The organism is Aerococcus urinaehominis (assembly GCF_001543245.1).
In the GTDB taxonomy this organism is placed as follows: Bacteria; Bacillota; Bacilli; order Lactobacillales; family Aerococcaceae; genus Aerococcus; species Aerococcus urinaehominis.
The window spans coordinates 1,088,295-1,108,456 of the sequence record NZ_CP014163.1 but is presented as its reverse complement, the minus strand read 5'-3'; the positions used below and the strand labels follow the sequence as shown (position 1 = coordinate 1,108,456).

The window sequence follows — 20,162 nt, the reverse complement described above, 5'->3', positions numbered from 1 at the left end:
TTTTCCCAGATAGAAAGGAGCATCATCATGTCGCTATTTAAAAGAACCTTTTCCATCCTCATCCTAGCCTGCCTATGTCTTGGCCAGTTAGCCCTATCTAACCCTAGTGTCCATGCACAGACGAGCCAACAAGATCCAGCCCACAATGCCCTCCAGGAGATTAAAGACCGCGGTGTGCTCCGGGTGGGGACAACTTCAGGTTATCCCCCATATGAATTTACTATTCTAGAGGATGGTCAAAATAAGGTGGTTGGTCTCGATGTTTCTCTCTCCCAAGCCATTGCTGACAAGCTAGGCGTAGAATTAGAAGTCATTGATATGGACTTTGACTCTTTGATTCCAGCCCTTGAAACCGGCACTATCGACATCGCTGCTGCTGGCCTAACTGCTACGGAAGAACGGGAAAAATCAGGCGATTTCTCCATTCCCTATGTTGTGGAAGACCAATCCTTTGTTATCCGCCAACAAGACCAAGAGACCATCACCGACTATCATGCCTTTGATAATGGGCAATTAACCCTGGGGGTCTATGCTGGCACTATCCAAGAAAATTTTGCCAAGGACCATATCAAAAATGTTCAATTAACTAGTATGAAGTCCTTTACTGATCTAATTTCTGCTCTCCAAGCTGGCCAGGTTGATGGCGTCCTCATGGATGAAATTGTTGCCGGTGCCTATGCTGCCCAGCAAGATGACCTGACTACCGTGGCTAGCCAGCTGGATGTGGGCGAATCGGGTAAATCTTTCTTGATTGCTAACAACCAAGCTGACCTCTTAGCAGCTATAGACCAAACCATCGAAGAGGCCTTGGCCACCGACCAAGTTGATAACTGGATTCAAGACGCCTATGACCTAATCGAGGCTGAACAGGGTGATTCTTGGCTGGCTTACTGGCCCTACTTCTGGGACGGCATCAAGATGACCTTGTTGATTTCCCTAGTCGCCATGCTAGCCGGTATTATTTTAGGTAGCCTGCTGGCACTGATGCGCTTATCGGATTTTCCCTGGCTACAACTTCCTGCCACTATCTATGTAGAGTTCATCCGGGGTACGCCACTCATGGTCCAAGTGCTCTTCGCTTTCTTGGGCCTAGGTGCTATTTTTAATCTGTCAGCGTTAACAGCCGGTCTCATCGCTGTGTCACTAAATTCAGCTGCCTATATCTGTGAGGTTATCCGGGGCGGCATTAATGCTGTTGATTCTGGCCAGACGGAAGCAGCCCGATCACTTGGTTTAGGCTATTGGCCGACCATGCAAAAGGTGGTTTTTCCACAATCCTTAAGAGCCATTTGGCCTGCTTTAGGCAACGAGTTTATCTCTTTAATTAAAGAAACTTCTATTGTCTCCACCATTGGTATTGCTGAACTAACCTTCCAAACCCGGGCGGTTACTAGTCTGACCTACCAAGGTCTAGTACCGCTGACAATTTCTATGCTGATTTACTTTATCATGACCTTTAGCCTGTCTAAGTTCTTGGGTCACATAGAAGGAAAAATGAACCAAAGATATTAAGTAATAAATAGCTAACAAAAAAGCCTGGCGAATCGTCGCCAGGCTTTTACTAGTCGCATATTTAATTAGATAAATTTCTTAGCAAACTCTGCGAATTGGGCACCCGCATCTTTCAAGAAGTCCACTGATTCTTCAGCAATGCTGCCATCTTCTTTAACAGCTTCACTCGAATTAATGTATAATTCTGGCTGTTGCATGGTTGGCATGTCTAAGAATACTAATGATTGACGTAGGGTATGGTTGGCTAAAATACCAGCCATAGCTGAGATAGATTGAGATACTGCTAAAGCAGGTTTACCAGCCCAAACATTTTCACCCCAAGGACGTGAAGCCACATCTAAGGCATTTTTAAGAGCAGCTGGAATTGACCGATTGTGCTCAGGCGTTACGAAGATAATCGCATCTTGAGCAGCTACTTGGTCACGGAAGTTAGTATATTCTACCGGTGAATTTTCATCGTAATCTTGGTTATATAATGGTAAATTAGCGATTTCTAGGAAAGTCACTTCAGCATCGCTAGGCAAACCAGCCACAATACCTTTGGCTACAGCTTCTGAGTATGAGTTTTGACGGATTGAACCGACAACAACACCAAATTTAGTCATTTAATAAGCACTCCTTTTTTAAAATTCAATACTTTCACTTCTTGTCTACCCTTTTACTATAACACTTCAGTTTCGAATTATCAAGTGTTACGGTTTCGAATTATTTAAGATCCAACAAAAAAGGTGGCTGGGGCCACCTTTTTGATTTTTTAGACTGATTAATACATTCCGCCCATACCTGGATCCATAGCTGGTCCAGCTGGAGCTTCTGGTTCTGGTTTATCAGCAACTACTGCTTCAGTTGATAATAATAAACCTGCTACAGAGCCAGCATTTTGCAAGGCTGACCGTGATACCTTAGTTGGATCTACGATACCAGCTTCAATCATATTAACCCACTCATTAGTAGCCGCATCGAAACCAATACCAGTATCTTGGTTAGATAATTTTTCAACAATTACTGAACCTTCTAAACCAGCATTTTCAGCAATTTGGCGAACTGGTTCTTCTAGAGCACGAACGACAATGCTAGCACCAGTTTGCTCATCACCAGTTAATGAATCAGCCAATTCTTGAACCTTAGCTTGCACATCGATGAAGGCCGTACCACCACCAGCTACGATACCTTCTTCAACTGCTGCCCGGGTCGCGTTCAAGGCATCTTCAATCCGTAATTTACGTTCTTTTTGTTCAGACTCAGTGGCAGCGCCTACCTTAACAACAGCGACACCACCGGCTAACTTAGCTAGACGTTCTTGTAATTTTTCACGGTCATATTCTGAAGAAGTTTCTTCAATTTGTTTGCGTAATAAATCAACTCGTTGTTGTAATTGGTCGCTGTTACCGCCACCTTCAACAATAGTTGTATCATCTTTAGTTACGACCACGCGCGCAGCTGTACCTAATGAATCAAGACCAGCATCAGATAATTCTAAACCTAAATCTTCTGAGATAACTGTGGCGCCAGTTAGGATAGCTAAATCTTCTAGCATAGCCTTACGCCGATCACCAAAGCCAGGAGCTTTAACGGCAACAACATTAAAGGTACCGCGTAATTTGTTTAAGATTAGAGTAGGAAGCGCATCGCCTTCCAAATCTTCAGCCACAATCAATAGTGGACGAGATTGTTGCATCACACCTTCTAATAAAGGTAGAATGTCCTGGATATTAGAAATCTTACGGTCTGTTAAGAGGATATATGGATTTTCTAATTCAGCTTCCATCTTCTCATTATCAGTAACCATATATTGAGATAAGTAACCCCGGTCAAACTGCATACCTTCGACCACGTCTAGGCTAGTATCAATAGATTGTGATTCTTCGATAGTAATCACACCATCTTGACCTACTTTTTCCATGGCATCAGCAATTAATTGACCAATTTGCTCATCACCAGATGAGATAGCCGCTACGTTAGCGATTGATTCTTTAGAGTCAACTGGTACTGAATTTGCTTTTAGCGCATCTGTTGCTGCACGAACAGCTTGGTCAATCCCGCGACGGATACCTACAGAATTAGCACCAGCCGTAACATTCTTCAGGCCTTCACGAACAATAGCTTGGGTTAAAACAGTCGCAGTTGTTGTACCATCACCGGCTACATCGTTAGTTTTTTGGGCGACTTCAGCTACTAATTTAGCACCCATATTTTCAAACTTATCTTCTAATTCAATTTCTTTAGCAATGGTTACCCCATCATTAGTGATTAGTGGCGAACCAAATGATTGCTCTAAAACCACATTACGACCTTTAGGGCCTAAAGTCACCTTTACTGTATTAGCCAGGGTGTCAACACCACGTAGTAAACCATGCCGTGCATCTTCTGAGAATTTAATATCTTTAACCATATAGCAAGTCCTCCTTTAAGTTCTTTCCTTTTAGTTATGCTTAATCGCTACTTAATAACGGCAGCGATATCCTTTTCTTTAACAATTAGGTAGTCTTGACCTTCATAGCTCACTTCAGAACCGGCATATTTTTCAAAAATAACACGGTCACCAGCCGATAGTTGACTAGAAAAGTCTGAACTATCATCAGATACAGCCACCACACGGCCAATTTGTGATTTTTCTTTAGCAGATGATGGCAATACAATACCTGAAGCAGTTTTCTCTTCAGCTTCTTCGACTTGGATAACAACACGTTCGTTAAGTGGTTTTAGCATATAAAATCCCTCCATAAACCAAAGCAATTTAGATTTTAGCACTCTTGGCATTAGAGTGCTAACTACATTTATTATCATAAACAATCTATGAGGGGATTGCAAGTATTTTGTTGACTTTTTTTGACCTTTTTATCATAGCCTGGCCAAAAAGCAATACTGGCAAGGCTTATTAGCCTCTCCTCCTAGTATATATTGCATAAGTGCCTAAATTTAGTTAAGATTAAATAGAGTCTTTTAGTCAGGAGGAACCGAATGCCTAAGACAACTTTTATCTCAAATATTATTTTTAAACTTATTTTTGCCATTGCCTTTGTCTACCTGGCCTACAGTATCGTGTTAGACAATGGTTGGACTTTTTTTGCCCTCCTCGCCCTGGCCTTTGCTAGCTCTGACATTGTTCAAGCTATCAACATATTCCGCCTTTACCGGCGGTTAAAATAAAAGGGTGCGAGAGATGACGCTTAGAACTGAAAACAACTAAAGGGTGCGACAAGAAGCGCCCTGAACTGAATCGTTGGAGCTAGGCAGACCAATATCTGAAAGATATTGCGCCAGCCTAGTGAAACGACCTTAGTTCAGCTTCTTTGCTGTAGCCGTAGCATTTCCAATGCGTACGGATATAGTATGCTATGCTGGAGCCCAACTAAGCTGCTAATCTTCGTATAATAGCAAGAGCCCGGGGCATATGCCCCAGGCTCTTTTTCCGCTTAAAACACTAATTTTCTTTACTAATAAAGTAGATTAGGGTCTGTAATTCATTGGTTAAATCTACATTTTGCACCCTGACATGACTAGGAATATCCAACCGGACCGGGGTAAAGTTTAAAATACCAGCGATACCTGCTGCCACTAAGTCATCAGCCACATTTTGAGCATGGTCACTTGGGACTGTTAAAATGGCAATATCAACTTGATTGTCCTTAATGTAGTCACTCATCTGGCTCAGTGGATAAATCTGGACCCCATTACGCTCTTCGCCTACCAGGCTCTCATCCACGTCAAAGGCTGCGCCGATATGCGTATTATTACTCTGCCTAAAATTATAGTTAATTAGGGCATTTCCTAGATTACCAGCGCCCACCAGGATAATAGTCGTTAACTTGTCCTGGCTCAACGTTTTGCCAAAAAAATCTAGTAAATAGGCAATATCATAACCATAGCCCCGCTTACCAAGAGCACCAAAATAAGAAAAGTCCCGACGAATCGTCGCGGAATCCACCTTAACGGCCTCACTTAATTCATTGGAAGAAATGCGGTCCTTACCCATATTTTTGAAGAATTGCAGGTAACGGTGGTATAAGGGTAACCGTTTTGCTGTTGCTTTTGGAATATCGATCATGAAGTATCCTCTTTCTTTTATTTAACTTGTTTTTTTCCTATTCTAGCAGAGTAAGCTGCTACTTCTCAAGCCTATTGTTTCACAATTTCACAAACATTGCTAGTCAAACCATTCACAGCCCCTCGTACTAAATATGCTAAACTAAAACCAATATATTTGAAAGGACTTCCCCGATGATTATTTTACAAGGTTCTCAACTAGCTCGGCGCTTTGCCGGCTTAGCCCTTTTTGAAGATGTCAACATTACAATCCAGGATAAGAGTCGGATTGCTCTAGTTGGCCGCAATGGTAGCGGTAAATCTACCCTACTTAAAATGCTAACAGGCTTAGAAGAGCCCGATGCAGGCAGTATATCCAAAGCCAAGGGATTAACAATTGGCTACCTGGACCAGCATTCAGCTGTCGACTCTGACCGGACCATTTATGGCGAAATGTTGGCTGTTTTTGATCCAGTCCTTAAGTTACTAGACCAAGCTGAACAAAGTGCTAATCTACTGGCCGACCCAGAAATTATGGCTGATCCAGACCGTTATCAAGAAGCCCTGGCCCAATACGACCGCCTGCAAGAAGACCTCAACCGACATAATGCATACGGTTATGAATCTGAAATCAAGATGGTATTAGCAGGTTTTCAATTTGACCAAGCCGACTACGATAAACCCGTTGCCCACCTCTCAGGCGGGCAACGAACCCGCTTAGCCTTGGCTAAATTACTTTTAGAGAAAAAAGACCTCTTAATTCTCGATGAGCCGACCAACCACTTGGATATCGATACCCTCACCTGGTTAGAGGCATACCTACCCAAGTATCCAGGAGCCCTACTCATTGTTAGTCACGACCGCTACTTCTTAGATAGTGTCACCAATGAAACCTATGAAATGACCCAAGGAAAAAGCTATCATTATGCCGGCAACTACAGCTTCTATCTCCAGGAAAAATCCCAACGGCTAGCTCTGGCGCAAAAAGCCTATGACAAGCAACAAGCTGAGATTGCCCGTTTAGAAGATTATGTCCAAAGAAACCTTGTTCGCGCGTCAACAACTAAAATGGCCCAGTCTCGTCGCAAGCAATTAGAAAAGATGACCCGTTTGAGTAAGCCTCAGGCCGATGACCGGTCGGCCCGCATCCAATTTGTCGCTGACAAGGAATCAGGTAATATCGTTGTGATTGCTGAGGACTTAGCGATAGGTTATGACCAAGAAATCTTGGCTCAAAATATCAACTTGGACCTACGCAAGCAAGAAGCCATTGCTGTGGTTGGCCCTAACGGGGTCGGTAAATCTACCCTGCTTAAAACCCTAATCAAGGAAATCCCCGCCCTAGCTGGTCATATCGAATATGGGACTGGAGTTAGCCTAGGCTACTATGACCAAGAGTTAGGTAATCGCCACTCTAAAAAAGATGTGCTCCATGAACTTTGGGATGCCCACCCCCAGATGCGTGAGCAAGATATTCGCACTATTTTGGGTTCCTTCCTATTTACTGGCGATGATGTTAACAAATCTGTAACTAACCTCAGTGGGGGTGAAAAAGCTCGGTTAGAACTAGCTAAGTTAGCCTTAGACCACGATAATTTTTTAGTCCTAGATGAGCCGACCAACCACCTGGATATCGATTCCAAGGAAGTTCTGGAAAATGCTTTGATTGAATACAACGGTAGCTTGATTTTTGTCAGCCATGACCGCTACTTTATCAACCGCATTGCTACCCAAGTTTTAGAAATTTCTCCTGAAGGATCTACCCTCTATCTAGGAGACTACGATTACTATAGCCAGAAAAAAGCTGAAATCCAAGAGCGCGACCGACTCAAGGCGGCCCAAGACCAGCAAACAGCTGCTGAAAAACCAACCAGCTCCCAAGGCCAGATAGATTACCAGGCTCAGAAAAAGAACCAAAAAGAAATCCGCCGCCTCAAAAGAGAAGTAGACCAATTAGAAACAGACATCAACCAGCTTGACCAAGAAATTGCAGCGATTGAGCTCGCTATGACTAATCCTGATATTTTCAATGATTCCTATGAACTCAACAAGCTTAATACCAGCTTACAAGAGAAAAAAGAGCTCCAGGAAGAGAAAATGTTGATTTGGGAAGCACGTGCGCTTGACCTCGCAACCTATGAAGAGTAGTAACCAAAAAGACCTCATACACACATGAGGTCTTTTTGGTTACTAAATTTATTAATCATCAATTGCGAGCCCCGGCTTGGCATCTAAGTCTAAACCAGCAAAATCTTCTTGATCATACTGAATTTGAGCGGCTGCACCAATCATAGCAGCATTGTCACCACATAATTTAAGTGGTGGAAAAATCAACTCTAATTCTGGTTGCTGGGCCGCAACTGCTGCTTGGAGCTGCTGACGCAGTCCCGAGTTAGCTGCTACTCCTCCAGCTACTACTAATTGCGAAACGGGATAAGCAGCTAGAGCCCGCATAGTTTTAGCTACCAACACCTCTATGGCTGCAGCTTGAAAGCTGGCGGCTACATCTTCAATCTGATAAGATTCTCCCCGCTGTTGGGTATTATGAAGATGGTTGATGACGGCTGATTTTAAGCCTGAGAAAGAAAAATCAAAATTATCCTCTTTAATCATAGCTCGGGGATAATCATACACGACCTGGCCAACTTGGGCCAACTCATCCATTTTTTTACCACCAGGATAAGGCAGGTCTAGTAAACGTCCCACCTTATCATAAGCTTCACCCACTGCGTCATCGCGGGTATCGCCAATAACCTGGTAGTCCCCAGCCGCTGCCATATAAACCAGCTCAGTATGTCCACCAGAAACAACTAAAGCTAGCAAGGGATAGGTCAGATCATGATCTAGTTGAGCGGCAGCAATATGTCCAGCTATATGATTAACACCAATTAAAGGCTTATTCTGAGCCCAAGCTAAAGTTTTAGCTGCTGTAATACCAATCAACAGCGACCCTACTAACCCTGGCCCTTGGGTAACCGCAATCGCATCAATATCAGACCAGTCCATACCGCTTTCGACTAGAGCAGTCTCTACGACTTGGCTTATCTGCTCTACATGGTGGCGACTGGCAATTTCTGGCACCACCCCACCAAAACGCATGTGACTTTTAATCTGACTAGCAACCACATTCGTTACGAGTTGACGCCCATCAGTCACAATCGCTGCACTGGTCTCATCACACGATGATTCAATCGCTAAAATATTAGTCATCAGCATCCTCCTTCCAAATATATACCCAAGCATCCTGGCTGGGCTGGCTGTAATAATTTTTACGGCAACTTAAATAAACAAAGCCGAGTTTCTCATAGAGGCTAATTGCCACCTGGTTACTGTCTCTTACTTCTAGATAGACCTGGCTAAGGGATAAAATCTGCAAACATCTGGACAACAAGTAATAACCGTATCCCTGACCTTGGCGGTCAGGACGGACAGCAAGGTCAATCAAATCAGCCTGGTCTAAGACAAGCTGAAAGTGAGCCAAAGCTAATAGCTCTTCTCCGTGCCAAAGCCCAAATATGGCTTGATTATCATCAGCCAATAAACGATTCAAGTCACTAGGACTAAGCTGGTAATTACCCTGGTAGGCCTGGCTAAAAACTTGGTGAGCTAGCCCAGTCTGGTCTGGATTTATTAACTTAATGTTCAGCATCTTGACTCCCCACTAAGTCCCAGACCATATAATAGGCATCCTCTCCATTATCCCGATAATAGCCTGATACTAACCGGATTATCTTAAAACCACGGTTTAAATAAAAATCTCTAGCCTGGTGGTTAGACTGCCTGACCTCGAGACTAATCTGCTGGCGATCTAGATCCTGACTAATACGGGCTAGTTGATTTAGGAGGTAACGACCAATACCCAATCCTTGGTATTCAGGGTGGGTCATGAAGTTAGAAATATGTACATCGCTTGCATCGCGCCGACAACCAATAAAGGCTACCAGTCGGTCAGCTTGGCAAACCTGCAAGTAAAAACTATTGGGATTATCTTTAATATCAAACAGAAAATCTTGGTAGTCCCAGGCCTTCTTGCCCTGGTAAGCAGCTAGCTCCAGCTCAACCATAGCACTGCATAAACTTATATCTGAAATATGGATTGAGAAGCAGTGCCCAGCTAATTGTAAATGGTCTGCCGCCACTCTTATTTTTTGAGTCACATCCTGGTCGAAATTATCAAACAACCATAGTGACCGCAGGTAACTAAATAAATAATTAATCGGTTCTTTCAACAAAATCCGCTCCTGCTTGCTGGGCTAAATCAGGATGATCAGCCTGCCAATTTTCTTCAGCCTCTGCTAGTTTATAGTACTGAGGCGTAAAAGTATGAGGATCTTCAGCCTGCCAAGTCAGTTCAGCTAATCTAGCAGTCGAAATCAAGCTAAAAGCTGGCTTTTGGACACTATAGCTGGCCTCAGTAAAATTTTGCGTGATTAGGTCAGCAAAGTTAGCGTAATCAGGACTGATAAAGTGAGGCTTAACTGCTAAAGTTGATAATTTTTGCAGAAAATCGGTCATTTGATAATGGCCTGCCGCCACCACCTCATCAAGCTGTCCATCCGCCTGCTTAGCATAAGCAGCCGCATAGACAGTTTGGCGTCGTGCGTTAAAAAAGGGCACAATTAAGCTATTAATTGGGTCAGTAACCTGACCAGCCAAGGCCTGTAAACTTGACAGGCTATATAAGGGTTTAGCCAGAGTACAGGCCAACATTTTCGCTACTGTTACCCCAATCCGGAGACCAGTATAAGAGCCAGGTCCACGCACCACCAAAATCTGATCTATTTCCTGGGGCTTCACGTTAACAGTCTCACACATGAGGTCCAGTAGGGGTAGCAGCTGCTTGGAGTGCTGAATACGGGTGTTGGTCATAAATTCACTAACCACCTGGTCCGCCTCAAATAAGGCCAGACTAAGGGATTGGCCTGAACTATCAATTGCTAGTGTAAGCATCTGATTCCTCCTAGACATTATTAGCCTTATTTTAGCAAATAGGCCATTAATCTACAATTTAATTAGCCCCTGAAAGGATTATAAAAGCGACCCTGGTTAACATAGTAAAAATAGACAAAAAGTAGAAAAACTAGCAAACCTGCCAAAATCAAAAGATAGTCCTTACTCTTGAGCGGTTTAGCCACGTACCAAGTCCGCTTGTGCTTGCCACCAAAGCGGCGCAACATCATGGCATGACTGACAGTTTCAATTTGAGCAAAACTAGTCATTATTAATGGCATTATGGTTTTTGTAGCTACTTTAGCCTTATCCATCAAACCAGCCTGGTCCTTACGCCCCTGCCCCCTAGCTCGCTGGCTATCCCGAATCGCAATATAATCGCGCTGGATATCTGGAATATAGCGCAAGGTCAATGAAACAGCATAAGATAGCCGATAAGAGAGGCCAATCCGATTCAAGCTCGAAGCTACCTCAGATGGATTGACAGTCATAAGAAAAAGCAAAACCAGGGGAATGGTAGAAAAATATTTCAGGACCAGATTAATCTGATAAAAAAGCTGCTCCCAAGTTAGGGTGTAGGGCCCAATCCCTTCCCATATTATGGTGCGGCTGCCATAAAGGTCTACCCCATATTCAGGAGAAAAAATATAAACCATTACTAAGTTGATAACAGAAAAAACAGCCACTATTTTAATAAAAAAGGCCACATCTCGCCACTTAATATCTGCTAGATAGAGACCTCCCATCAAAAAGAGGCTAACGCCTAAGAGCAGACGGGTATCATACGTTAGCATTAAGGCGAGCGAAACTAGGATAAAAAATATTAGTTTAGCTAAGGCATTGAGCCGGTGGATTGGCGTATCCTTGGCCTGGTAGCCCACTATTGAATTATTCATGCGCTAGCACCTGCCCTTCATAATAAATAAAGTCGGCTACAAACTGGGCCTTGTCTTTAATACCCACCTTGTCGGCTAAATGGAACAGACTGGTTGGCCTAAGCGATGCTGCTTGACTCAAATCCTGGTCAGTTAGAACCTGGGATGGTAGGCGGTCAGCTAAGAGTTGGCCATCAACGAGAACTAGACTACGCTCAGTATATTCCAGCATCAATTGCAGGTCATGGGTAATCATCAAGATGGTCATGCCCTCCTGGTTAAGCCCACAGATAAAACGCATAAAATCCGTATAGTGTCGATAATCCTGACCAGCGGTTGGTTCATCAAGGATAATAAGCGCTGGTTCAAGCACTAGAATAGCAGCGATAGTAACCCGCTTTTTCTGGCCATATGAAAGGGCTGAAATTGGCCAATTACGGTACTTATAGATGCCGCAAGCTTGCATCACAGCAAAGACGCGTTCTTGTATTTTGTCTTCTGACCAGTCTCGCATACGCAGACCCAAAGCGATTTCATCGTAAATCATGGTCTGGGAAATCATCTGATTAGGGTCCTGCATTACATAGCCAATGCGCCCGGCCCGCTGATCTATATCATCACCAGTAATATTCTCCCCCTGCCAGAGTATCTGACCTTGGCAAGGCGAGACAAAACCTGCTATCAGCTTGGCTAAGGTCGACTTACCAGCGCCATTAGTCCCGACCAAACTCACCATTTCTCCTTTTTTAAGATTAAAAGAAATGTCCTTTAAGTTCAGATGGCCAGGATTTTCTGGGTAGGCGAAACTAATCCCCTGTAAAGTGAGTAAATCCTGTTTATATTCAGGTGTCGGTGCAGGGGCTAGATTGGCCTGCCAAGCATGAACTTTGTCGGCAAGGTCAGGACTTTTTACCAAGTCTATTTGGGCAATATCTTGAACTTGGGCCAAATTAGCTCCAGCATATTTCAAGGCTGACACATAGAGGGGCTCACGAATGCCAACTTTTCTTAGTAAATCACTCTTCAATAGGGCCTCACTGGTCCCGTCATAAACAATCTGACCCTGGTCGAAAACTACGATGCGGTCAATGGGAATGGTTAAGACATCCTCGAGTCGATGCTCGATAATTACCACGGTATTATTGAATTGAGACTGGAGCTGGTTAATCAGTTGCATGGTCTGATAACCGGCAGCTGGATCTAGACTAGCCAGTGGTTCATCGAAGAGCAATATTTCTGGTTGATCAATCAGGACTCCAGCCATGGCTACCCGCTGCTTTTGTCCTCCCGATAATTTCTGGGGTGACATACTTGCTAAATCGCTTAAGCGCATAGTATTAAGCCATTTGTCTACAGCCTGCTCCATAGTAAGCTTGGCAACAGCATCATTTTCTAAGGCAAAGGCCAGATCTTCAGCCACACTCAGGCCAACAAACTGAGCTGAGCTATCCTGGAGCACAGTACCAACTTGATAAGACAGGTCGCTAATGGATTGGTCTAATAAATCCTTGCCCTTAAAGCGAGCCTGACCAGTGACTTCCCCAGCAAAAGCCTGTGGAATTAGCCCATTCAAGAGTCTACCTAGAGTAGATTTGCCTGACCCTGACGGTCCTAAAATTAACAATTTTTCATTGGAATAAATATCTAGATTAATATTTTTGAGAGTAGGTTCGGCTTGGCTATCATAGCGGAAGGAAAAGTCCTTAAAACTGATTAGGGCTTGCTTAGCCATATCCTCACTCCTTAATCTTCACGTAATGACCCACTCTTAGTCCGGGTCTTGGTATAGGCTTGAATTAATAGCCAACCAACAATAGCTGTTGCGATTGAATTGGTAATGGCTGAGACAATTCCTTGGGTGAATACTTTATTAGCTGGTTCGGAATGAATTAAAATATCAAGAACCGGAGCAATTAACCCCCAACCTAACACATTAACAATCAGCTGGCCGACTAAAAACTTAATTTGGCTGGCGCGGTTAAAAATCCCCTGTTGGATTTTATTACCCTTAAGAATAAAGCCAAAGCCCAAGCCGATAAAGGCCGTGGTAACCACCCAGGCATGCCAAACTGTGCCATAGGTCATCGCATCATTAAGAAAATGCGCGATAAAACCTGCTATCGCAGCCACCCCACCCCCATAAATAGCGGCTAGCAAGGCTAAAAAACCATATGAGGTTTGAATAACTGTATTAGGAATTGGTGTAGGAATGACCACGAATTTCATTAAGATAAAGGTAATGGCGGCACCAATAGCTATGGCGACTACTTTTTCAACTTCATTTGTAGATTTCATCATGCAAAACTCCTTTATTGATTGAATAGGTCAACAAGTGCAGCGGGTGCCTTAGATATTTCAATCTGCCAATCAACACCCAAGCCGATATTATATAATTTAGAAAACGAGTCTTGGTTAACAGCAATCCCTAAGTTAACCAAGGAATTAACATAAGCCAATGGTTCCCCTACACCTACCTGGGCAAACGAACGCACAAAGGGCATAATATTTTGATAAACGGCCTTACCCTGGTGGGAAATTTTCACCACCAGATGGTCACCATTTTTAATACCAGCCTGACGAATCAAGTCTGAGGAAATATTGGTCCAAAGTGAGCCAAAGCGAATATCATGAATATCAATAATACCGCGTAGAACACCTTGGTCATAGCTTGCTTCGGCAACTGGTAACTTAGTCAGGCTAGCTACAGGAATATCTTGGCCCAGACCCGCAAAGTCAACCTGACCACTAGCCAAACGTGCGCCATTATAGGCGTAAATATCCCGGCCATGGAAGGTGTGACTTTCTTGAGAATGAGGTAGACGGCTCTTACTTTCGTCAATCTGCCGAGCTTCAACAATCTCTTCGCGAGCAAGTAAATGCGTCAAGGTCCCATTATCAGGTGTGATAACGTACTTACCATCGCGGGTTTTCACAGCAACACTGCGTCGATCACTTCCTACCCCCGGATCTACTACTGATACGAAAACGGTCCCAGCTGGCCAGTACTCCAAAGTCTGGATCAGACGGTAGGCTGCTGACCAAATATCATATTGAGGAATATCGTGGGTCAGGTCGGATACCTGTAAATCCGGACTAACTTGGCGAGCCACTCCGTGCATGGCAGAAACCGCGCCATCGACCAAGCCAAAATCTGTTTGTAAAACTAGTGCATCCATATGATACCTCCTATAGTTATAGTGTAGGCCTATTATACCTTATTTATAGGCAGTTACTGGCAGTCTTTTAAAAATTACAAGGGTCAATTAGCATCATTTTTGTTCGCCAATGCCGATCGCCCCTTTAAAGGTCAGGATTAAGCAAACTCCTTGGCCTTAAACTTGCTATCCTTTATAATTAGATTATTATTACTAAGGGAGGTTGCGTCATGCAAGATTTAATCAAACGCATCAACGAACTAGCTGCAAAGAACAAGGCTGGGACAATTACTGAAGAAGAGAAAAAAGAAAGGGCAGAACTCAGAGCCCAATACCTAAAAGAATTTCGCGGTAGCTTAGACTCTGTACTACTAAATGCCACTGTCATTGATCCAGAGGGTAACGATGTGACCCCTAAAAAACTAAAAGAAAAACAAGCTCGGATGAAATTACAGGCTAACATGCAAGACATCGACGATAAATTAAATAACAAAAATTAAAACTAACTCATGGCGGCTAGTAGCAAAATGCTAGCCGCTTTTTTATAGCTCAAATAGACAAAAAAACACCCCTAGGTCTAGGGGTGAAAAGGAAAAAAACAAAAAATGAAAGGATGATGCAACCTTGACTTTGTAAGATTGCTTCATTCAGAGTATAACATGATAAAACCAGACATGTAAACCCTTTTTTAAAAACGCTTGCATTTTTCAGAATAGTTTTTCTTTTGGAGGATAACTTTACACAAATTTTAGCTTAGCGTATAATACTGACAATTTGAGGAAATTTTCTGTTGCAACAAAAAGACTCCTTAAAAACTGATTACAGTTCTTACTTTTAGGAGGTATTTTATGGAATTTTCAATGCACAAGCAAAAAATGCGCTATGATATTGATGAAAAACCACCCTTATCGACTGGTTTATTATTAAGTCTTCAGCACGTCTTTGCTATGTTTGGTGCCACGATTCTAGTGCCCATTCTTTTGGGATTACCAGTTTCTGTTGCCCTTTTCTGTAGTGGGATTGGTACCCTAATTTATCATATAGCTACCCGCAACCAAGTGCCTGTTTATTTAGGCTCTTCCTTTGCCTTTATTGGTGCGATGTCATACGCTATCAAGCAAATGGGAGGCGATATTTCCGCAGCTCAAACAGGTGTTATCTTAACCGGTCTTGTTTATGTTATTGCAGCCCTTATTATTAAAGCTATTGGTAATGACTGGATTGACCGCCTGCTGCCTCCAATTGTCATTGGACCCATGATTATTGTTATCGGGCTTAGCCTAGCAGGTTCTGCTGTTGAAAATGCCCAATTAGTTGTTGGTGGTGACTGGCGGCAAATGCTAGTTGCGCTAGCTACCTTCCTAATTTGTGCCTTTGTCAATGTATATGGGCGTGGTTTCTTTAGAGTTGTACCCTTCCTAGTATCAATTGTGGCAGGTTACATCGTGGCCTTAGCTTTAGGTCTCGTTGACCTAACACCAGTAGCCCAAGCCGCTTGGTTTGCCATTCCAGATTTCCAATTACCTTTTGCCACCAGTCATTTCGGCTCTTATCAACTATATTTTGGTCCAGAAACTTGGGCAATTTTACCAGTAGCCCTGGTAACCTTATCAGAGCATATCGGTGACCACACGGTGCTTAGTGAAATCTGTGGTCGTAACTTCTTGAAATCGCCTGGCCTGCACCGGACCCTGGTTGGGGATGGCGTAGCAACTGTCGTTTCTGCCTTCCTAGGTGGTCCAGCCAATACCACTTACGGCGAAAACACCGGTGTGATTGGTTTGACCAGAGTAGCCTCAACTTCAGTTATCCGTAACGCAGCCTTTATTGCGATTATCATCAGCTTCATGGGTAAATTCACTGCACTTATTTCTACAATTCCTAGTTCCGTTTTAGGAGGCATGTCTATCTTACTTTATGGTGTTATTGCTTCTAACGGTTTAAAGGTATTAATCGAGGCCCGGACCAACTTCAACTATGTCCGTAACCTAATTATCGCTTCAGCTATGCTAGTCCTTGGCCTGGGTGGTGCCGTCTTAGACATCCCTAACCTAGTCACCCTATCAGGAACTGCCCTAGCTGCTCTAGTAGGCATTATCCTTAACCTGATCTTGCCTCAAGAAAAATAAAAGGCTATCAACATTTTTATAAAAGCAACCAGCCCTGCTACCCAGTCCGGTAGCAGGGCTTTTAATTTATAAAGTACTCAGACTGCTAGCTTCCTTCTTATAAAAAAACTGGGCCCTAGCCAGGGTCCAGTTTTTGGTGCTTAGGCTAGAATTAGCCAATCACTTGAATTTTTTCTTCAGTTGCTAGGTAATCTTTTTCTTGGGCAGGTGTTTCTACTGAACCAAATGGCATTTGCGCAACTAGTTCATAAGAAGCTGGTAAGTCAAGTAATTCCTTAATTGACTTGTCGAAGCCTTGGGCATAGCCGATGTTAAAGTGTTGCAAACTAGCACCTAAACCTAATTCAGCAAGGGCTAACCAAGCAGCATATTGATTGTTAGCAGAATTATTTTGTTTATAGGCTTCTTGGCGCTCGCTATTGGTTGGCATTTGAGCAACTTGGTCACGATCCTCAAAAAATAAAACAGTGCCAAGTCCAGCTTGAGCCCCTTGAATCACACCAGACATCATGTCCCACATATCGCCTGCAAGAACTTGCTCTTGAACATTGTAAATTTCTTGCCAAAGGGCCTCGTGCTTATCGCCAAAAACGATAACGATACGAGAAGTTTGACTATTAAAAGCTGTTGGTACTTCTTGAAGCACTTGGCTTAAATAGTTACTGATTTCCTCTTGGCTGACCTCAGTATTGCGACCTAAGTGATAAACCGTCCGGCGCTTGCTAGCAAGTTCTTTAAAATTAGTCATTGATTGTTACCTCCAAATATTTTATAAGACAACTATAACAGGTATTAAATCGAATTGGAAGTAGTTTGCTTATAAAAAGTAAGTAATTTTTTATTAAGGAATTTAAAGTCAAAGTGGATAAAGTAGCCCAGATTAGGGGAGAAGCCATCATTTATGGCGACAAAAAAAGCCTGGGACATAAGCCCCGGGCTCTTGCGATGATACAAATGTTAGCAGCTTAGTTGGGCTCCAGCATAGCCTACTATATCCGTACGCATTGGAAATGTTACGGCTACAGCAAAGAAGCTGAACTAAAGTCGTTTCACTAGTCTGGAATGTTTTGATTAATGTTAAAGGCATCTAACATCTCAGTAGTTGCCTGGTCGATTGCTACTGTATCCACATGATTGGCCTGGACTACTACCCGGTTTGCTAAATCAAAGGTACAAGTAATCATAGTTAGCATATCACGACCATTATTTTCAATCACATCAACCCGGGAAGGATCTACTTCTTCCACCCGATCAATCTCATAGACATAAATATTTTTTAAATCTGTCAAATAGACTGTTTGACCTACTTGAGCGCGCATCAAAGGTTCAAATAGCATCCCTTCATGAGCTGAATGGTGACTGGCGATGGCATAATTATCCTGGCCCATAGCCTGGTCAGCTTTAAGCGTTCCCGCGCCAAAATACATACCAGCATCAGAAACACCCTTATAAATTGGAAGGTTCATCCCCAGGTCCGGAATAGCCAGAGCACCAACTGTCGGTAATTGACTGGCGTCAGCCTGATCAGCAATCACACGACGCGGGTCTAGCGGGTTCACATCAGAAAAATCATAGGTTACCTCAGCTTGCTGAGCCTGGACAATATCCTGGCGGGTCAGATTTTCTACCCGATTATTTTCAATACCATTATTTAACATGTAATTTTGAATCGGTTCTAGCGCTAGCAGAACAACGGCTACTAAAATCAAAATAATTCCTAGTAGGGTCTGCCAATTAAAGCGTCCGGATTTTTTTTGCTTGGCCACAGGACCACCCTCTCTTTTCTATTGGGTCTATTATATAGAAAAAATCCGTTTCAAAACTAGTTTTCTGCCTTTCCAGTACTATTTTTACTAAATTTTAATAAGCCCGTGCTAACCAAACTGTATATTTAGCTGGTTTACCTGAGTAAATACATGTTTCCTTCTTAACAGCAGGTTCAAAAGGCATATTACGAGTCGTAAAACCGGTGGCTTCCTTAATTGCTTCTTCTGATGCCTCAGTACCATCCCAACCAGCCAAAATCCAGCCTGGACGTTGACCACTTTCTTCACATTTAGCCAAGTGCGCTTCTAACTCTGCCATCGTATCGATGTCATAGTGCTCATTTTCTTTACGGAATTGATCAGCCTTTTCAAAGAGACGCGTTTGCATTTTGTCCATACGGTCAGCAACTACATCTAACAAATCATCCAAAGCGACACTTTCCTTGTCATCAAGGTCACGCATCTTAATCATACATTGATTATTTTCCATATCACGTGGGCCAAATTCAACCCGTAGCGGTATACCCTTCACCTCGGCTTCATTAAATTTATAACCAGCAGAGTTATTAGAATCATCTAATTCAGTCGTATAGCCAGCTGCTTTTAACTCCGCTTCAATTTCTCGCAATTTTTCTAAGACTTGCGGGTTTTTCTTGATATTTCCAGCTGGGATGAGGGCAATTTGAATCGGTGCCATTTTTGGTGGGAAAACACAGCCCTTTTCGTCGCCGTGAGTCATAATCATCGTACCTAAAATTCGGGTTGAAATCCCCCATGATGACGTATGTACATGGACATGTTCGTTCTCTGTATTCAGATACTTAATATCAAAGGCCTCAGCAAAATTAGTACCTAAAAAATGCGAAGTGGCAGCTTGGACAGACTTAGTATCTTTAACCATAGCCTCCAAGGAATAAGTTGCCTCGGCACCAGCAAACTTCTCAGACTCTGTTTTTTGGCCAACATAAACTGGAATAGCCAGCAGATTTTCGACCATTTCGCGATAAATTTCTAGGAAAGTTAGCGTCCGCTCACGACCTTCTTCAGCTGTAGCATAGGCACAGTGACCTTCTTGCCATAAAAATTCAGTAGTCCGTAAGAATGGTAGGGTCCGTTTCTCCCAGCGGAAAACATTAGCCCATTGGTTTAATTCCATAGGTAGATCACGGTAGGAGTTAATCCAGTCAGACATAGCATTACCAAATAAGGTTTCTGAAGTTGGCCGCAAGGCTAGAGGCTCCTCTAACTCTTCATCCCCTGCTTGGGTCACCCAAGGTAATTCCGGCGCAAAACCTTCCACGTGGTCAGCTTCTTTTTCAAAGAAGTGCTTAGGAATCAGCATCGGGAAGTAAACACCCTTCACGCCTTCTTCAGTAATCTTAGCTTCAAAATAGTCTTGAACTTTTTTCCATAGGGCAAAGCCATTAGGTTTGAAAACCATGGTCCCCCGAACAGGTCCATAAGCAAACAAGTCTGCCTGTTGGATACTCTGTAAATACCATTTAGAAAAATCTTCAGTTTGTAAATTAACTTTTTCTTCTGCCATTGTAATCTCCTTTTCAATAAAAAAACGCCAGTTTTCCTATCCCATAAAGGACGAAAAACTCGCGGTACCACCTTTGTTAAGTCATTAATAACTTCTCTCATTTACCATAACGGGGTAGGCCGTGCCGGATTAAGGCAAGTTAGGGTAGTAGGTTCACCATACCAGCGGGGATGACTTTTCACCAACCGTCACTCTCTATACCC

General features: G+C 43.1%; 20 protein-coding genes and 1 other annotated feature (1 of these 21 only partly in view). Of the genes, 5 read left to right on the top strand and 15 right to left on the bottom strand.

The genetic code is table 11. The annotated features are described in order from the left end of the window. The first annotated feature begins 27 nt into the window (after positions 1–27). Positions 28–1,512: an ABC transporter substrate-binding protein/permease gene (locus AWM75_RS05080; RefSeq protein WP_074572578.1), complete on the top strand. Its 1,485-nt coding sequence runs from the start codon at positions 28–30 to the stop codon at positions 1,510–1,512. Between the two features lie 65 nt (positions 1,513–1,577). Here AWM75_RS05080 and AWM75_RS05075 read toward each other — a convergent pair whose 3' ends face one another. The 3 genes from AWM75_RS05075 to AWM75_RS05065 form a co-directional block, all read right to left on the bottom strand. After that, positions 1,578–2,117, bottom strand: coding sequence for an NADPH-dependent FMN reductase (locus tag AWM75_RS05075; protein WP_067979070.1), 540 nt, complete (start codon positions 2,115–2,117; stop codon positions 1,578–1,580). A 158-nt stretch (positions 2,118–2,275) separates the two neighbouring features. Further along, complete coding sequence (gene groL / locus AWM75_RS05070) at positions 2,276–3,904, bottom strand: chaperonin GroEL (protein ID WP_067979067.1); 1,629 nt, start codon at positions 3,902–3,904, stop codon at positions 2,276–2,278. Positions 3,905–3,951: 47 nt separating this feature from the next. Continuing rightward, positions 3,952–4,221 carry a co-chaperone GroES gene (locus AWM75_RS05065; RefSeq protein ID WP_067979064.1) on the bottom strand — a complete coding sequence of 90 codons (270 nt, stop codon included), beginning with the start codon at positions 4,219–4,221 and terminating at the stop codon, positions 3,952–3,954. Between the two features lie 252 nt (positions 4,222–4,473). Between AWM75_RS05065 and AWM75_RS05060 the strand changes: the two genes are divergently transcribed. Next, a complete protein-coding gene (locus AWM75_RS05060) occupies positions 4,474–4,662 on the top strand; it encodes a hypothetical protein (RefSeq protein WP_067979061.1) in 189 nt (62 codons plus the stop codon). Between the two features lie 274 nt (positions 4,663–4,936). Here the strand turns inward: AWM75_RS05060 and AWM75_RS05055 are convergent, their stop codons facing one another. Beyond that, entirely contained in the window at positions 4,937–5,560 is a 624-nt protein-coding gene (locus AWM75_RS05055) for a redox-sensing transcriptional repressor Rex (RefSeq protein WP_067979058.1), read from the bottom strand. A gap of 173 nt (positions 5,561–5,733) precedes the next feature. Between AWM75_RS05055 and AWM75_RS05050 the strand changes: the two genes are divergently transcribed. Next, positions 5,734–7,686 carry an ABC-F family ATP-binding cassette domain-containing protein gene (locus AWM75_RS05050; RefSeq protein ID WP_067979055.1) on the top strand — a complete coding sequence of 651 codons (1,953 nt, stop codon included), beginning with the start codon at positions 5,734–5,736 and terminating at the stop codon, positions 7,684–7,686. Between the two features lie 51 nt (positions 7,687–7,737). Here the strand turns inward: AWM75_RS05050 and tsaD are convergent, their stop codons facing one another. The 8 genes from tsaD to AWM75_RS05010 all read right to left on the bottom strand — a co-directional run bounded on the left by tsaD (position 7,738) and on the right by AWM75_RS05010 (position 14,539). After that, on the bottom strand, positions 7,738–8,748 hold the full coding sequence (gene tsaD / locus AWM75_RS05045) for a tRNA (adenosine(37)-N6)-threonylcarbamoyltransferase complex transferase subunit TsaD (protein ID WP_143236687.1): 1,011 nt from the start codon (positions 8,746–8,748) through the stop codon (positions 7,738–7,740). Further along, complete coding sequence (locus AWM75_RS05040; protein WP_067979051.1) at positions 8,741–9,187, bottom strand: GNAT family N-acetyltransferase; 447 nt, start codon at positions 9,185–9,187, stop codon at positions 8,741–8,743. Before AWM75_RS05040 ends, tsaD begins: the two co-directional genes overlap by 8 nt. Beyond that, positions 9,174–9,767 carry a ribosomal protein S18-alanine N-acetyltransferase gene (gene rimI, locus AWM75_RS05035; RefSeq protein ID WP_067979049.1) on the bottom strand — a complete coding sequence of 198 codons (594 nt, stop codon included), beginning with the start codon at positions 9,765–9,767 and terminating at the stop codon, positions 9,174–9,176. Before rimI ends, AWM75_RS05040 begins: the two co-directional genes overlap by 14 nt. After that, positions 9,751–10,488: a tRNA (adenosine(37)-N6)-threonylcarbamoyltransferase complex dimerization subunit type 1 TsaB gene (gene tsaB, locus AWM75_RS05030; protein ID WP_067979046.1), complete on the bottom strand. Its 738-nt coding sequence runs from the start codon at positions 10,486–10,488 to the stop codon at positions 9,751–9,753. Before tsaB ends, rimI begins: the two co-directional genes overlap by 17 nt. A gap of 62 nt (positions 10,489–10,550) precedes the next feature. Beyond that, entirely contained in the window at positions 10,551–11,384 is an 834-nt protein-coding gene (locus AWM75_RS05025; protein ID WP_067979043.1) for an energy-coupling factor transporter transmembrane component T family protein, read from the bottom strand. Continuing rightward, positions 11,377–13,095 (bottom strand): ABC transporter ATP-binding protein, encoded by a 1,719-nt coding sequence (locus AWM75_RS05020; RefSeq protein WP_067979040.1) that lies wholly within the window; start codon positions 13,093–13,095, stop codon positions 11,377–11,379. Before AWM75_RS05020 ends, AWM75_RS05025 begins: the two co-directional genes overlap by 8 nt. Before the next feature lie 11 nt (positions 13,096–13,106). Next, positions 13,107–13,661 carry an ECF-type riboflavin transporter substrate-binding protein gene (locus tag AWM75_RS05015; protein ID WP_143236686.1) on the bottom strand — a complete coding sequence of 185 codons (555 nt, stop codon included), beginning with the start codon at positions 13,659–13,661 and terminating at the stop codon, positions 13,107–13,109. 11 nt (positions 13,662–13,672) lie between these two features. Further along, the gene (locus tag AWM75_RS05010; protein ID WP_067979034.1) at positions 13,673–14,539 is read right to left on the bottom strand and encodes an SAM hydrolase/SAM-dependent halogenase family protein; all 867 of its coding nucleotides are present in this window, start codon (positions 14,537–14,539) and stop codon (positions 13,673–13,675) included. A 209-nt stretch (positions 14,540–14,748) separates the two neighbouring features. Here AWM75_RS05010 and AWM75_RS05005 point away from each other — a divergent pair, with 209 nt between their 5' ends. Beyond that, on the top strand, positions 14,749–15,018 hold the full coding sequence (locus AWM75_RS05005) for a DUF896 domain-containing protein (RefSeq protein WP_067979030.1): 270 nt from the start codon (positions 14,749–14,751) through the stop codon (positions 15,016–15,018). Between the two features lie 360 nt (positions 15,019–15,378). Continuing rightward, positions 15,379–16,647: a uracil-xanthine permease family protein gene (locus AWM75_RS05000; RefSeq protein ID WP_143236688.1), complete on the top strand. Its 1,269-nt coding sequence runs from the start codon at positions 15,379–15,381 to the stop codon at positions 16,645–16,647. Positions 16,648–16,798: 151 nt separating this feature from the next. Here the strand turns inward: AWM75_RS05000 and AWM75_RS04995 are convergent, their stop codons facing one another. The 3 genes from AWM75_RS04995 to proS form a co-directional block, all read right to left on the bottom strand. Beyond that, positions 16,799–17,395 carry a nitroreductase family protein gene (locus tag AWM75_RS04995; RefSeq protein ID WP_067979024.1) on the bottom strand — a complete coding sequence of 199 codons (597 nt, stop codon included), beginning with the start codon at positions 17,393–17,395 and terminating at the stop codon, positions 16,799–16,801. A 304-nt stretch (positions 17,396–17,699) separates the two neighbouring features. Further along, positions 17,700–18,413, bottom strand: coding sequence for a class A sortase (locus AWM75_RS04990; protein ID WP_067979022.1), 714 nt, complete (start codon positions 18,411–18,413; stop codon positions 17,700–17,702). Positions 18,414–18,507: 94 nt separating this feature from the next. Beyond that, entirely contained in the window at positions 18,508–19,959 is a 1,452-nt protein-coding gene (gene proS, locus AWM75_RS04985) for a proline--tRNA ligase (protein WP_067979019.1), read from the bottom strand. Between the two features lie 43 nt (positions 19,960–20,002). Beyond that, positions 20,003–20,162, bottom strand: a binding site (T-box leader) (it continues 29 nt past the right edge of the window).